This is a genomic window from Streptomyces sp. OR43 (genome assembly GCF_008042275.1).
Lineage (GTDB): Bacteria > Actinomycetota > Actinomycetes > Streptomycetales > Streptomycetaceae > Streptomyces.
In genome coordinates, this window is record NZ_RDBK01000036.1 from 10,363 (window position 1) to 22,910 (window position 12,548).

The following is a 12,548-nucleotide window of genomic DNA, read 5'->3' on the forward strand; positions in this document are numbered from 1 at the left end:
CTCATAGCCAGCCCCGGCCCGCGGCAGCGGGCCGTTGGGTTGGGGAGCGCAGCGGACCGGCCCAACCCGGTGCGGAGCGAAGCGGAGAACCGGTCAGGCCGGGCGAAGACCGGCCCGGCCTGGGAGCGCAGCGGACAGGCCGTCACCACCCCGGCGCAGCCGGGGTGGTGAGCACCTCGCMSKGCGAGGTGCAGCGCGAACCGCGGAGCGGGTACCCCATCGCTGCGCGATGGGTAAGCGAACCACCGGGCTGCGCCCGGTGGTTGCGCTCCCGCTCCGCGGTTCGCGCTGCACCTCGCTGCGCGAGGTGCTCACCACCCCGGCTGCGCCGGGGTGGTGACGGCCTGTCCGCTGCGCTCCCAGGCCGGGCCGGTCTTCGCCCGGCCTGACCGGTTCTCCGCTTCGCTCCGCACCGGGTTGGGCCGGTCCGCTGCGCTCCCCAACCCAACGGCCCGCTGCCGCGGGCCGGGGCTGGCTATGAGGGGTGGGGGGCACTCGTTCGCGTGGGTTCCAGTGTAGTTCGTGCATCAAGTTGATGCAGCATGTACCTTTGGCGAAAACGCTGGACACCCCAAGTCCTTAAGGGAGAGTGTCATGGAGCAGTTGGTGGCTCTACTTGCGGCTGTTATTGGTGGATCCCTGGTTCTTCTCGGTGACGGAATAAGACGCCGGGTTGAAAGGCGCAAAGAAGATCTATCCCGACTCCTAGGGGCGAGTGTTGATCTCTCCTCCATGTACAACCGGTTATGCGGGCAAATGCTGGACGTGTCCCCAGCGGGGGAACCTGACTCGGAGCTGCCACCTCTGGAGCCGCTCCGGTACGAGGTGGCTACTCGGTTCTTCATGACTCCTGGAAGTGACCACCTTGCGTCTCAGGCTTCTCGTCTGATCACCGCCTACGAACGCCTCCGAGCCTCGTACGGGCAACGCGAAAGTTGGCAGGCCGCGCGTGCCGAGCATGGAGCAGCCGTCCGAGCCTTCGAGGTGTCCGTGCGAGCCATCATGCATCGAGGCCACATCAAACCCATCAGTCGCAGATCCCGCTAGGGACCGCGCCCCTTATGCGCACCTCGCTCAAGAGGTACTTCATTACACGGCAGGGAGACGAGGGAATGTCTTCGATTCAGCTCAAGGAACACCAGGTCGACCAGAAATCGGCTTTCCGTAAGTGGGTCGGTTTTCCTACAAGGTTGTCTGTGCCCGCTCAGGGTGCCCGGGGCACGATCGTGTCAGCGACCGGCTCGGGCAAGACGATCACGGCCGCCGCGTGCGCGCTGGAGTCGTTTGCGGACGGCCGGCTCCTCGTGACCGTGCCGACCCTAGACCTGCTCGCACAGACTGCCCAGGCGTGGCGTGCGGTCGGTCACCGGTCCCCGATGGTCGCGGTGTGTTCGCTGGAGAACGACGCGGTGCTGAGCGAGCTGGGAGTGCGCACCACCTCCAACCCGATCCAGCTCGCCCTGTGGGCCGGGCACGGGCCGGTCATCGTGTTCGCCACGTACGCCTCTCTCGTGGACCGCGAGGACATCGACGCTCCCGTGGGCCAGCGGAAGGTTCGCGGGCCGCTGGAAGCCGCTCTAGCGGGCGGAGAGCGCCTCTACGGCCAGCAGATGGACCGGTTCGACCTCGCCATCGTGGATGAGGCCCATGGAACCGCTGGTGATCTTGGCCGTCCGTGGGCGGCGATCCACGACAACGCCCGTATCCCGGCGGACTTCCGGCTCTACCTGACCGCGACCCCGCGCATCCTCGCCGCCGCCCGCCCGCAGAAGGGCGCGGACGGCCAGGAGGTGGAGCTCGCGACGATGTCGGACGACCCGGAGGGCACCTACGGCGCGTGGCTCGCGGAGCTCGGTCTGAGCGAGGCCATCGAGCGCGAAATCCTTGCCGGATTCGAGATCGACGTCCTGGAGATCCGCGATCCCTCGCCGGTTCTCGGGGAGTCGGAGGAGGCGCAGCGGGGCCGGCGTCTGGCCCTGTTGCAGACCGCGCTCCTGGAGCACGCCGCCGCGTACAACCTGCGTACGGTCATGACGTTCCACCAGAAGGTAGAAGAGGCCCGCGCGTTCGCTGACAAGCTGCCCGAGACGGCTGCCGAGCTGTACCTGAACGACGCCTCCGACGCCGATCTGGCCGCCGCCGACAAGCTCCCGAAGTCCTCGATCGACGCGATCTTCTACGAGCTGGAGGCCGGCCGCCACGTCCCGCCAGACCGGGTGTGGTCGGCGTGGCTGTGCGGGGACCACCTCGTGTCCGAGCGGCGCGAGGTACTGCGGCAGTTCGCCAACGGCATCGACGCGGCCGGGCGCCGGGTCCACCGCGCCTTCCTCGCCAGCTGTCGCGTTCTCGGGGAAGGCGTGGACATCACCGGCGAGCGGGGAGTCGACTCGATCTGCTTCGCGGACACCCGCGGCTCCCAGGTCGAGATCGTGCAGAACATCGGCCGGGCGCTCCGACTCAACAAGGACGGCTCCACCAAGGTCGCCAGGATCATCGTGCCGGTCTTCCTGGAGCCGAACGAGGACCCGACCGACATGGTCGCCAGCGCCTCGTTTCGCCCCCTTGTAGCGGTCCTCCAGGGCCTGCGCTCGCATGATGACCGACTCGTTGAGCAGCTCGCTTCCCGGGCGCTCACGAGCGGCAAGCGCAAGGTCCACGTCCGGCGTGACGAGGACGGGCAGATCGTGGGGGCTGGCGGCGAGAGCGACGGCGAGGACCAGGAGGACGACGACACCCAGGCCGCCGCCGAAGCCGCCCTGCTGCACTTCTCCAGCCCGCGCGACGCCGCGACCATCGCCGCGTTCCTCCGAACGCGGGTCTACCGCCCGGAGTCGCTGGTGTGGCTGGAGGGCTACCAGGCCCTCATCCGATGGCGGAAGGAGAACGAGATCACCGGCGTCCACGCCGTGCCCTACGACGTCGAGGTCCAGGTAGGGGTGACGAAGGATTTTCCGCTTGGCAGGTGGGTGCACCAGCAGCGGAAGGCCCTGCGGGCAGGTGAACTGGAGGAGCGGCGCAAGACCCTCCTGGACGCGCCGGAGGCTGGGATGGTCTGGGAGCCGGGCGAGGAAGCATGGGAGACCAAGCTCGCCGCGCTCCGCTCCTACCGCCGGGCCACCGGGCACCTCGCTCCCCGTCAGGACGCGGTGTGGGGCGAGGGCGAGGCGATGGTGCCCATCGGGCAGCACCTCGCCAACCTCCGACGCAAGGGCGGCCTCGGCAAGGACGCGGAACGGGCCGCCGTGCGCGCGCAGCAGCTGGCCGCGGTCGATGAGGACTGGGACTGCTCATGGCCGCTGAACTGGCAGCGGCACTACCGCGTCCTCGCCGACCTTGTCGACGCCGACGGCAGCCTGCCCGAGATCCAGCCCGGCGTCCTGATGGACGGCGACGACATCGGCAAATGGCTTCAGCAGCAGAAGCAGCCGGGCACCTGGGCGCGGCTCCTTCCCGAACAGCAGGAGCGACTGACCAGGCTGGGCGTGCAGCCCGCTGAGGCCCCCACTCCCGCCCCGGCAGCCGCTCGTGCGGCGAAGGACCAGAGCAAGGCGCAGCAGGCGTTCCAGCGCGGCCTGTCAGCCCTCGCGCAGTGGGTGGAACGGGAAGGCCCGGAGCGGCCCGTCCCGCGGGGCGCGGTCGTGGAGATCGTGGTCGACGGCGAGGCGGCGCCGGTGACCGTCAAGCTCGGCATATGGATCTCTAACACGAAATGCAGGAGGGACCGCCTGGACGCCGACCAGCGGGAAGCACTACGGAAGCTCGGCATGAACTGGGCGTGAGCCGGAGTGTGCGAAACCCCGGGCACCGCTGAGACCCGGGGTTCGCGCATGGGTGTACTGCACGGCGCCGACCCTCTCGACCTGCGGCTCTCAACCCATGTTGCCGTCATGAGCGAGGACATCAGGTTCTCGCCGGCATCCCGGCGGCCGCACCGATCGTCCCGTTCCGGACCCGTCGGCCGCCACCTCGCCCAGACTCCACCCGCACATCTTGGTCGTAGTCGTGCTGCGCCCCACGGCCGTCAGCCGGCGGTGTCGATCCAGCTATTTGGGACCAGTCCGGTTCCGGTGCCGCGCCAGCGCCTCACGACAGCACTACGGAAGGGCTCTCCGTCCAGGTCCGCGTGCTCGATAACGATGACTTGGAAGCCAGGGGAGAGCAGCTCGACCGTGTCGGCGATGACCTGGTATGCCCGGAGGAGCATGTTTCGATCGTTGCCAAGGAGTTCGGGAGCAGTCCCGTCGTAGTCGGAGGGGAAGTACACCTGCGATGGCTGGTCCAGGATCAGGAAGCGCGGCAGGGGGCGATTCTGCTCCGTGCACCATTCGTGCAGGCTCAGCAGGGTTGCGATGTGATAGCCGAGCCAGTTCTCACCGCTTCCCATATCGCTGAGAGGGACAGGGCCGCGCGGGGTATCTGCGACGACGGTCAGCTTTACGAGGTCGAGGCGGATCGGGTGTTCGGAATGTTCGAGGCGCAGGGCACGGGCTTTGGTGGTGATCTTCTGGTTGATCCGGGACAGAAAGCTCGCGAGGCGGTCGGCCTGGGTGTCCTCGCCGAGGGCGTCCTCGAGTTCCCCGATGAGCTGTGTGAGAGCGGCTGTCCGGTCACGCACGGCGGGTGCGGTCTGTGCGAGGGCAGCGGTTTCGAGGTAAAGACTGATGCGTCCCTGGACGCTCGCGGCGCGCAGGGCTTGATTCGCCAGCGCGTTGGCCTGTCTCATGCCGGCGGCCAGTTCCTGTTGTGCCTGCCGGTTGCGGACCAGCGCGGCGTTGATGTCGCGCTGCTGTTCATGGGCTTCCTCGATCAGGGTGCGCGTGCGGGCGGTGTCGTCGGAGACGAATTCGACGTCGTCGTCGAGGCGTGCGAGGTCGTCGCGGATTTGGGTGGCGATGTCATGGGCCGACGTGACCGGGGAGGCACACAGCGGGCAGGCCGCCTGCTCCGGGTCATCGGGACGGATGGTGAATAGGCCGAGGGAGGCCAGGCGGTCGTGCTGGTCGCGGGCGGCACCGAGGTAGTCCCCACTGTCGGACAGCAGTGCCTTCAGATCGCCGATCTGGGCGCGGATTCGGTTGTACTGGGTCCGCAAGCCCTCCCGTTCACGCTCCAGGAGCGCCAGCGGGTCCTCGCTGGGCAGGTCGGTGAGGTTCTGGGGAGCCGACTCGATTGCTTCGCTGAGGAGGGCGAGGGTGGTGGGGAGATCCGGTTCCTCGGGCTGGGGCGGGAGGAGCTGGACTTGGATGGCCTCGGCTACCAGTGCGCGGGCCATGCCTGGGGCGTGGGTGCGCCGACTGGCTTCTGCGAGTTCTTGTGCGTGGGCTTTGAGGTCCTGACGAGCAGTCTTCAGGCGCGCGGTGAGTTCTGCTTGGGCGGGGTCGACCGCACCGAGGAAGTACGGAAGCGTGTCGCGGATCGCAGAGGACCTCCACTCTTGGCCCTGTGAGTGGAACAGCTGCTCGGGATTGGCGATCTCGTTCTGCCCCTGGAAGCAGAAGAAGAGGGCGTGTCGGATCGACGGGTTGAGCACCGTGCCGCGTGTGGGGATGCGTACGCTGCGGTCGATGCCGCAGAACTCGGTGATCATGTTGCGGGCAACATCGAGCGGGATGGTGAAGTCGAGCTCATCGATGGCCGGTGGCGGGGAGCCTGCTGGCTGGAAGATCAGGCACAGGCGCGGCGCCGCAGTTGTGGTGGCGGAGGCCGGGCGGGCGGTGAACAGCTGCCGGTCTCCTGCTACCAGTTGGACTGCGTATGCCTGGACGAAGTCGCGGACGACGCCGGCCTTAACCGGATAGTTGGTGCTGCCCAGGCAGTAGTCGGTGATGGTGGCTATGGATGTCTTGCCGGTGCGGGAGTCGCCGGTGACGATGCTCAGCTTGCCTGGAGTGAAGGGGAGGATTTCCACCTGGTCGGGCTGCTTGCCGTACAAGACGATGCTGCTGATCTGGCAGGTCACGGACGCACTCCGAGCAAGGTCAGTGTGGTGGAGGTGCTGCCGGCGGTTGGCAGCCATCGGCCGAACATGCCGGCCGCTTTCTGGATCGCGAGCGCGATGGGCGCTTCGCCACGGAGCTGGGCAGGGATGGCGCGAGGGGACTGGGACTGCCCGTGGCCGCTGGACTGGCAGCGGCACTACCGCGTCCTGGCGGACCTCGTCGGCGCCGACGGCGTCCTGCCGGCCATCGAGCCGGGGGTGGTGTTCGAGGGCGACGATTTGGGCAAGTGGCTCCAACGGCAGTCCCGGCCGGGTACGTGGGCGCAGCTGTCGATCGAGCAGCAGCAGCGGCTGTCGAAGGTGGGCGTACAACCCGTCGTGCGGCCCACTGCAGCGCCGGCGGTTGCGCGTGCGACGAATGGCCCGAGCAAGGCGGAACAGGCGTTCCAGCGGGGCCTGGCTGCCCTCACGCAGTGGGTGGAGCGGGAAGGTGCAGACCGGCCCGTACCGAGGGGTGCAGCCGTCGAGATCGCGGTCGACGGCGCGATGGAACCGGTGACCGTGAAGCTGGGCGTATGGACATCGAACGCCCGCGCGAGGTGGGGAAAGCTCGCTGCCGAGCAGCAGGTCGCCCTCGCTGCCTTGGGTGTGCCCTGGGCGAGGGCTGCGGCGGTGCCTGGCCCTGTCCGGCAGTAGGGACGACGGTTCCGTCCGGCCCGCGTTGTCGGACGCACAGGGGCAGGGGGACCACGGCCATGGCGGCACGGTGACGGGGGGAGCGCGAGACCCAGGCCGTACGGGGCCGGGCGCGGGCGCAGCGGATGGACGAGCTGATGCGTGACCGCACCGGGGCGGAACTGCTGCGCATGGCCTATGCGGCGGCCTGGTGAATCACGACTCCCCCGAGAAGTGGTGCAAGGACGAGATCGCCTCCGTTGTCGTGGGCATCGAGTTCCGCGCGGCCGAGCGGTTCTGACCGCAGCATGATGCTGTCGAGGGGGCTCGCGGATGTTCGGGATCTACAGGTCGAAGTCGAGGTGCTCGATGTCGGTGAAGCGGACCTCTTCCAGGCTTCCGGCGCGGCGGCCGCTGTCCTGGAAGTAGATCTCCTTGAGTGCTTCGGCAGCGATCTCCTGGAGCTGCTGGTCGGTGGTGCCGGCCTCCTGGGCGTCGAAGAGGCGCGCCGCGTACTGCGGGGGCAGGGCGACGGTCAGGTGTCGGATGCGGTCCTGGTCGGTGGAGCCGATCGGGGCGGTGTAGCCGAGCCGGGCGCGGGTGTCGATGACGATGCCGCCGGTCGTCGCTGCCCGTTCCTTGGCCTTGGCCCGGATGTGTGGCTGCCAGCGCGCTTTCACTTCGCGGTCCATGCGCGCGGCGAGGTCCGGGCGGGGCTTTTTGATCTGGTCTTTCACGTACCGCTCGACGGTGCGCTGGGAGATCCGGAGCAGTTGGGCGACCGCTCTGGTGCCCTTGTACTGCTTGACCAGGTACCGCATCTGGGCGCCGGCTGACTTCGGGGCCGGGCGGGTGAACGCCCGCTGCACCGCTTGGTCCAGGCTGTCTGCGAACATGCTCATCGCCTGCTACTCCCCGCTGTCCTTGTCCGTGATCTGCCCGTCCTTGATGTAGCGGGCGAGGTTGAGTGCCGGGGCGTCGAATCGTTCGCGGACCTCCTCGCCCCACAGGAGGCTCTGGGTGCCCTCGTGTTTGACCAGGCCGGGGTTGATGCCGAGTTTGAACCCGCCGGGCAGCGGTTTGCCGTCCCGGTAGGGCAGGAAATCCAGGGGGCTGGTGCCGTTGGCTGCGTAGACGGCGCAGTCGGAGAGGACCGCGACCGGGTACTGGCCGGTGAACGCGGCGTGCTTGACGATCTTGCGGTGGAGGTTGATCCGGGTGCGGGAGATGACCGCCGCGCGGATGTCCGGCCGCCACGTCGGGCGGGCAAGGGCCCGCCACGGCTGCCCCGGCTTCCAGCCCTCGCCCCGGGGTCGCTCGCGCAGCTTGCCCAGGCCGCCCTTCACTGTCGCCTTCACTGCGTCCACGACGATCGCGAGGTCCGGGTCGGGCTGCCGCCAGCCGTCCATCGCGGCGAGGAAGTCGGCCGGTGCCAGGTCCGTGTGGACCCCGAGGTCGGCCATCGTGGCAAGGAAGGCGTCGCGGAGCCGGTTGTACCAGCCGTCCAGGTAGCGGCCGTTGTCGTAGCGGACGTACGCCTCGAGCGGCGTGACGTCGTAGCCGAGTTCCACCGCGTAGGCGACGGTGGGTGTCGCGTACCAGGCCGGGCCCTGTGGTTGCTCGCCCTTGGGTGTGAAGGGGCTGGGCAGCAGACTCGCGTCCAGGTCCGCCCACTTGTCCTTGCCGGCCTTCACCCGTGACAGATTCACGTGGGAGAGGTCGACCAGCCAGGAGCCGGGCAGCTTCGCGTCGAACACCGGCGCTTTCACATGGGTGGGCGCGCCGAGGCCGACGACCAGGCCGTTCGCGCCGGCGGCGAAGGCCATGTTCACGTCGATGCCGACCAGGTGGCGCAGGGTGCACTCGGCATCCGTCATCGGCCGCGCCCAGTCGTACGCCTCCTCGAACAGCTTCTCCCCAGGGCCGCGTGTGTGGAAGCGCGGCAGGTCCTTGAGGAGCGGGTGGCCGTCGGGGGCCTCGCACGGGGCGCAGTCGACCGGGTTCTTACCCAGGCTGCCGGGGTTGTGCTCGGAGTGCCGCCTGCCGTCGGCGTCCGGCTCGGAGGCCCGTGTCGGCGGGTGCAGCGCGGTCATCAGCTCCAGGCCGGTCACCGCGGTCGATCCGCGCGGCGTCATCACCCGGGCCGCGTACGTGCCCAGGACGCGGGCGAGTTCGGCGGGCGGGAGGTGGGCGGCCTCGCCCCAGTGGCGGGAGTCCAGTGCGTTCCACGACGGGATGCACATCTGCACGCAGGCCCGCTCCGAACCGGTCGCGGGGCGGTAGATCCGCGCCCACGGCCCGAATCCGCGCTTGGTCAGCTTCCACTCCGCGCGGACCAGCTGCTTGATGACCTTGTGGCCCTCCGGGATCCGCCCGGCCAGCCGTTCCTCGTCCGTGAGGGTGACCGGAAGGCCGTAGCGCTTGAGCGCCGCTTCGGTGAGCACCAGCAGCGGGTCGGCGTCCTTGCCCGGCCCGGACAGCTTCGGCGCCCCGAGCCTGGCCTCCTTGAGCGTCCAGTCGGCCAGGGCCGGGATGGACTTGGCGGGCACGTCCAGGACCAGGCCACCGACGCAATACGCGAGTGCATGGCCGTCGGTGTCGACATCGACGACCGCGAGCGGCCCGTTGGCAAACCGTGGGTCTGCGACTGCGGCGGTGTCCTTGATGGGGGTGGTCTGCTTCCCGTCCGGACGCTTCGAGGGCTGGCTCCTGCGGCCTGCCGCCGGGCGGGGCGGTGCCGCGGCTGCGGCAGGCGGCGTCGGCGGCGCGAGGGGTGTGCCGGCATGCTGCTGCGGCGGGGCGGTGTCCTTGCTGCCGGGCGGTGTGGCGGAAGCGGGATATCGCCGGGAAAGGCCGTCGAGGAGCCTGCGGTAGGCCTCAAGGCGTTCGGCTTTCGGCTCGGCACGGCCTGCCTCCCATGCCTGGATGCTGGGAACCCGTACGCCGAGGGCCTGAGCGACGGCGGCCTGGGTCAGCCCTGCCGCCTCTCGCAGCCTGACCCGATCGTCCAGAGAGGGCAGCACGCCGCCGTCATCGACGGCGGCGAGCAGCGCGTCGACGGCAGTGAACAATTCCTGCGGCTGGTCCGTCATCTCCTGTTCCACTCCTCTACCGGATGCCCTGACGGATTTCTTCGAGGCGAGTCACCAGCCGCTGGTAGCGCTGCGAAGCTGCCTGGGACGAGTTCAGACCCTGGTGCTGGGCGATCTGCCGCCACTCCATGCCGCGGCGCCGGGCCTCGATGACCACCTGGGTCTCCAGCCAGTCCAACGTCACGCGCATGTCGTCGAACAGGCTCAGCCCAGCACCCACATCATCGGTTGTCACGTCGGGATGGTGTTTGCCGCTTTGCTGATGGTTGGCGGCGGCCGTCAGCAGGCGCCGCAGGAGCGCAAGGTCCTGTTCCAGATGGTGCGCGGTTGTCCAGCCGGCGGTGGAATCCTCCGCGAACGCGGACAGTCTCGCGCGGGCGGTGTCCTGAGCATCAGCTGCCATGCCGTCACTCTACCGTGCATGCAATGAAACAACGGATCGTTGTTTCATTGCATAGAGGTGGTCTGGGGGGCCTGTCACCGACACCGGCCGGCCGCATCCGGCGACAGGCCGGAGCGCCTTGGTGGCGGTCCTGCCGGCGGCCGGGTGAAGCTGCCGGCCGCGGGTTCGGCGTCGGGCCCGGCATCAGCCGCGGGCTCGCGTGGTGGCGATGCCGCTCGCGGCAGGTCCGGGTGTGGGGAGCTCTGGTGCCGGCGGGTGCAGCTGCGCCATCGCGGTGAAGCTGTCGACGATGCGGTGATCGCAGTGGTGCAGCAGATGCGCCAGGTCCGCGGGCAGTTCGGCATGGTGCACCGTGATCACGTCCGTGCCGGTGGCCTGGTGCAGGGCTACCGGGTCCGCCCCTACGCCCAGTCCCCTGCGGTGCGCGCGCAGGAGGGTCAGCTGGTGCACGGCCGCGGCTTTCAGGGCGGCGTGCGCTGAGTACTCCTTGGCGGGTTCGGTTCCGCGGGCTGCGCGGGAGGAGGCTCTGGGGGGCTTGCCGTCGGCCACGGCGGGCAGGACGTCATGCCACAGCAGCCGGCAGCTCCCGCTGACGGTGGGATGGATGACGACCCGTCCCACCGCCCGGTGGTGGGCGGCCGGCACGGTGCGGGTGACGCGCACGTCGTCCGCGGTCCATGACCGCGGTGAAGGGTGAACGGTCCGCCGTGCGCGGTGCCGTGCGGGGCGGGCAGCACCGGGAGGCAGCGGGGCCGCACAGCAGAACGTCCACGGCGATCTCACCGAGCGTGTTGATCGGGTCCAGCAGGCCCACCGCCTCCTCGTGTTCCACCGGTGCTCCCAGACACGGGCGATGAGCCGCGGGCCGCGTGCGGCGGCATCAGGCGGAGCCGCCCAGCCGGCCGAACGCCCACCGCTGCGCCTCCCGGTCCGCCCGTGGCCGGCCCGTACGGGCAAGCGCCAGACGCACGTGGGCCGTGAGGCGGGCCCAGTCACGGAAGTTGTTGTGCGCGGCACGCTGGTCGGCGAGAGCGATGTCATCGGGGTCGGCGTCTGCCCACACCGGGTGGAACAGCGGGATCGTCTCACCGGCCTCGGCCGGGGTGAGGCGGGCGAAGTGCTGCCGGATAAAGATCCGCGACGACAGCGTCGGCTCGCGGCGCAGCAGTGTGGCAGCCCTCGCCGCCGACGAAAATGAATGCGAGGCGGGTTGAGGGTTCGTCCCACAGGTAGCGGACGTACTCAGACGCCTCGCCGTTGAGCCACTGGGCCTGGTCCACGAGGAAAGTACGGGGGCGCTCGGCCGGTGCCGTCTTCAGCAGGCGGTCGAATTCACTGGGATGGCGCGGCGGCTCGCCGGGCAGGCCGGGCGCGGTGGACAGCTCGTAGCGCACCGCGCGGGCGGTGGGCCGGGCACGGTGGACAGCTCGTAGCGCACCGCGCGGGCGGTGGGCCGGGCACGGAAAGCAAGCCGGCGGACATCCTCGGCAGGCTCGAGCTCACCCAGGCGCACACCGTTCCGGCCAGCTGCCGCACGACCATGTGAGGCCTCGCCGAACACACCTCTCCAATCGGCGAGGTCTCCCCCTTGGTACGGCCGGCTGATGGCGGCGGGCTTCGAGACCTGGATCCCGGCTGGCGCGGGGCTCGGGCGCGCGCCGCGGAGGGTGTCGTGGCACGGTGCCGGCGATCGTGCCGCAGCGCAGGCAAAAACAGCGGCGGCCCTGCAACTGCCCCGGCGCAGTGGGGTGGTCGCAGGGCCGTGCGTACGCGGGCCGGTTGGGCAGACCCGTCTGCCGTGACGGCGGGGCGCGTACATGTCCTGCCAGGACCGTGGCCGGGCCGGGCCCCGGGGCCCGGCCCGGATCGGGAACGCCGGGGGGGCGTCCGGGCGGGCGAGGTACAGGGGGGCATAGGGCGATTCGGGCACACTGGGCGTACGAGTCAACAAGTACCGCCGGATGAACAGCAGTTCGGGCCTGTCGGTACTCTCCCGCTCATGACATCCCAAGGACGTAGTGCCGGAGCCCTCTTGTGCATCGTCGTGGCCATGATCAGCATGATCACGGCGGTGATCCTGTCTGCGGTCGCGATGGACGCGGCCTCCAAGGCGGCCGATGAGCCACAGGGCGAACACGGCGGCACATCGGTTCGCTTCGAGGACTCCCGCTGCGAAGCAGACCGCGACGCTGCACCCACTCAGCCGCACATGAAGTGCCTGGCCGAGTACCAGACCGCCAATCAACAGGGCGCAGCGCTCTGGGAGAGAGAGACCGCCGTGCGGCAGGCGGGCATCCAGACGAAGGGAAACATGGCGATCATCTTCGGTCTGCTCGGCGTGGCCTTCGCGGTCTTCGCCATGGTACCCGGCAGGGGGCGCCGGGCCGAGCCGCAGACCCCCGGGAAGTAAGGCGGCTCGGCGAGGCAGCCGCCGCCGCAA

Annotated in this window: 11 protein-coding genes; 3 read left to right on the forward strand and 8 right to left on the reverse strand. The window is 69.5% G+C overall.

Annotated features, from left to right (window positions below; translation table 11 throughout):
• The first annotated feature begins 1,112 nt into the window (after positions 1–1,112).
• Positions 1,113–3,779 (forward strand): DEAD/DEAH box helicase, encoded by a 2,667-nt coding sequence (locus tag EAO72_RS16945; protein ID WP_148018173.1) that lies wholly within the window; start codon positions 1,113–1,115, stop codon positions 3,777–3,779.
• A gap of 242 nt (positions 3,780–4,021) precedes the next feature.
• Here EAO72_RS16945 and EAO72_RS16950 read toward each other — a convergent pair whose 3' ends face one another.
• Both EAO72_RS16950 and EAO72_RS44070 read right to left on the reverse strand, forming a co-directional pair.
• Complete coding sequence (locus EAO72_RS16950; RefSeq protein ID WP_148018174.1) at positions 4,022–5,959, reverse strand: DUF3732 domain-containing protein; 1,938 nt, start codon at positions 5,957–5,959, stop codon at positions 4,022–4,024.
• Positions 5,956–6,027, reverse strand: a complete 72-nt coding sequence (locus EAO72_RS44070) for a hypothetical protein (RefSeq protein WP_410090384.1) — start codon at positions 6,025–6,027, stop codon at positions 5,956–5,958. The genes EAO72_RS16950 and EAO72_RS44070 overlap by 4 nt, the downstream gene beginning before the upstream one ends.
• Between EAO72_RS44070 and EAO72_RS16955 the strand changes: the two genes are divergently transcribed.
• Positions 5,996–6,634 (forward strand): helicase associated domain-containing protein, encoded by a 639-nt coding sequence (locus tag EAO72_RS16955; protein ID WP_410090386.1) that lies wholly within the window; start codon positions 5,996–5,998, stop codon positions 6,632–6,634. The two genes, EAO72_RS44070 and EAO72_RS16955, sit on opposite strands and share 32 nt — an antisense overlap.
• Before the next feature lie 323 nt (positions 6,635–6,957).
• Here EAO72_RS16955 and tpg read toward each other — a convergent pair whose 3' ends face one another.
• The 6 genes from tpg to EAO72_RS43120 all read right to left on the reverse strand — a co-directional run bounded on the left by tpg (position 6,958) and on the right by EAO72_RS43120 (position 11,502).
• Complete coding sequence (gene tpg / locus EAO72_RS16960) at positions 6,958–7,515, reverse strand: telomere-protecting terminal protein Tpg (RefSeq protein ID WP_148018175.1); 558 nt, start codon at positions 7,513–7,515, stop codon at positions 6,958–6,960.
• A gap of 6 nt (positions 7,516–7,521) precedes the next feature.
• Entirely contained in the window at positions 7,522–9,705 is a 2,184-nt protein-coding gene (gene tap / locus EAO72_RS16965) for a telomere-associated protein Tap (RefSeq protein ID WP_148018176.1), read from the reverse strand.
• 16 nt (positions 9,706–9,721) lie between these two features.
• Positions 9,722–10,108: a hypothetical protein gene (locus tag EAO72_RS16970; RefSeq protein ID WP_148018177.1), complete on the reverse strand. Its 387-nt coding sequence runs from the start codon at positions 10,106–10,108 to the stop codon at positions 9,722–9,724.
• A 183-nt stretch (positions 10,109–10,291) separates the two neighbouring features.
• On the reverse strand, positions 10,292–10,771 hold the full coding sequence (locus tag EAO72_RS16975) for a hypothetical protein (protein ID WP_148018178.1): 480 nt from the start codon (positions 10,769–10,771) through the stop codon (positions 10,292–10,294).
• A 217-nt stretch (positions 10,772–10,988) separates the two neighbouring features.
• A complete protein-coding gene (locus EAO72_RS43115; protein WP_261991524.1) occupies positions 10,989–11,171 on the reverse strand; it encodes a hypothetical protein in 183 nt (60 codons plus the stop codon).
• Positions 11,172–11,193: 22 nt separating this feature from the next.
• A complete protein-coding gene (locus tag EAO72_RS43120) occupies positions 11,194–11,502 on the reverse strand; it encodes a P-loop NTPase family protein (protein ID WP_148018180.1) in 309 nt (102 codons plus the stop codon).
• A gap of 656 nt (positions 11,503–12,158) precedes the next feature.
• On the opposite strand from EAO72_RS43120, the gene EAO72_RS16990 reads away from it, so the two are divergent.
• On the forward strand, positions 12,159–12,518 hold the full coding sequence (locus EAO72_RS16990; RefSeq protein ID WP_148018181.1) for a hypothetical protein: 360 nt from the start codon (positions 12,159–12,161) through the stop codon (positions 12,516–12,518).
• The last annotated feature ends 30 nt before the right edge of the window (positions 12,519–12,548 follow it).

Excerpts from the sequence above, each read along its gene's own strand:
- EAO72_RS16990 (WP_148018181.1), top strand. The coding sequence starts at position 12,159 with ATGATCAGCATGATCACGGCGGTGATCCTGTCTGCGGTCGCGATGGAC.
- EAO72_RS16970 (WP_148018177.1), bottom strand. The coding sequence starts at position 10,108 with ATGGCAGCTGATGCTCAGGACACCGCCCGCGCGAGACTGTCCGCGTTC.
- tpg (WP_148018175.1), bottom strand. The coding sequence starts at position 7,515 with ATGAGCATGTTCGCAGACAGCCTGGACCAAGCGGTGCAGCGGGCGTTC.
- EAO72_RS16945 (WP_148018173.1), top strand. The coding sequence starts at position 1,113 with ATGTCTTCGATTCAGCTCAAGGAACACCAGGTCGACCAGAAATCGGCT.
- tap (WP_148018176.1), bottom strand. The coding sequence starts at position 9,705 with ATGACGGACCAGCCGCAGGAATTGTTCACTGCCGTCGACGCGCTGCTC.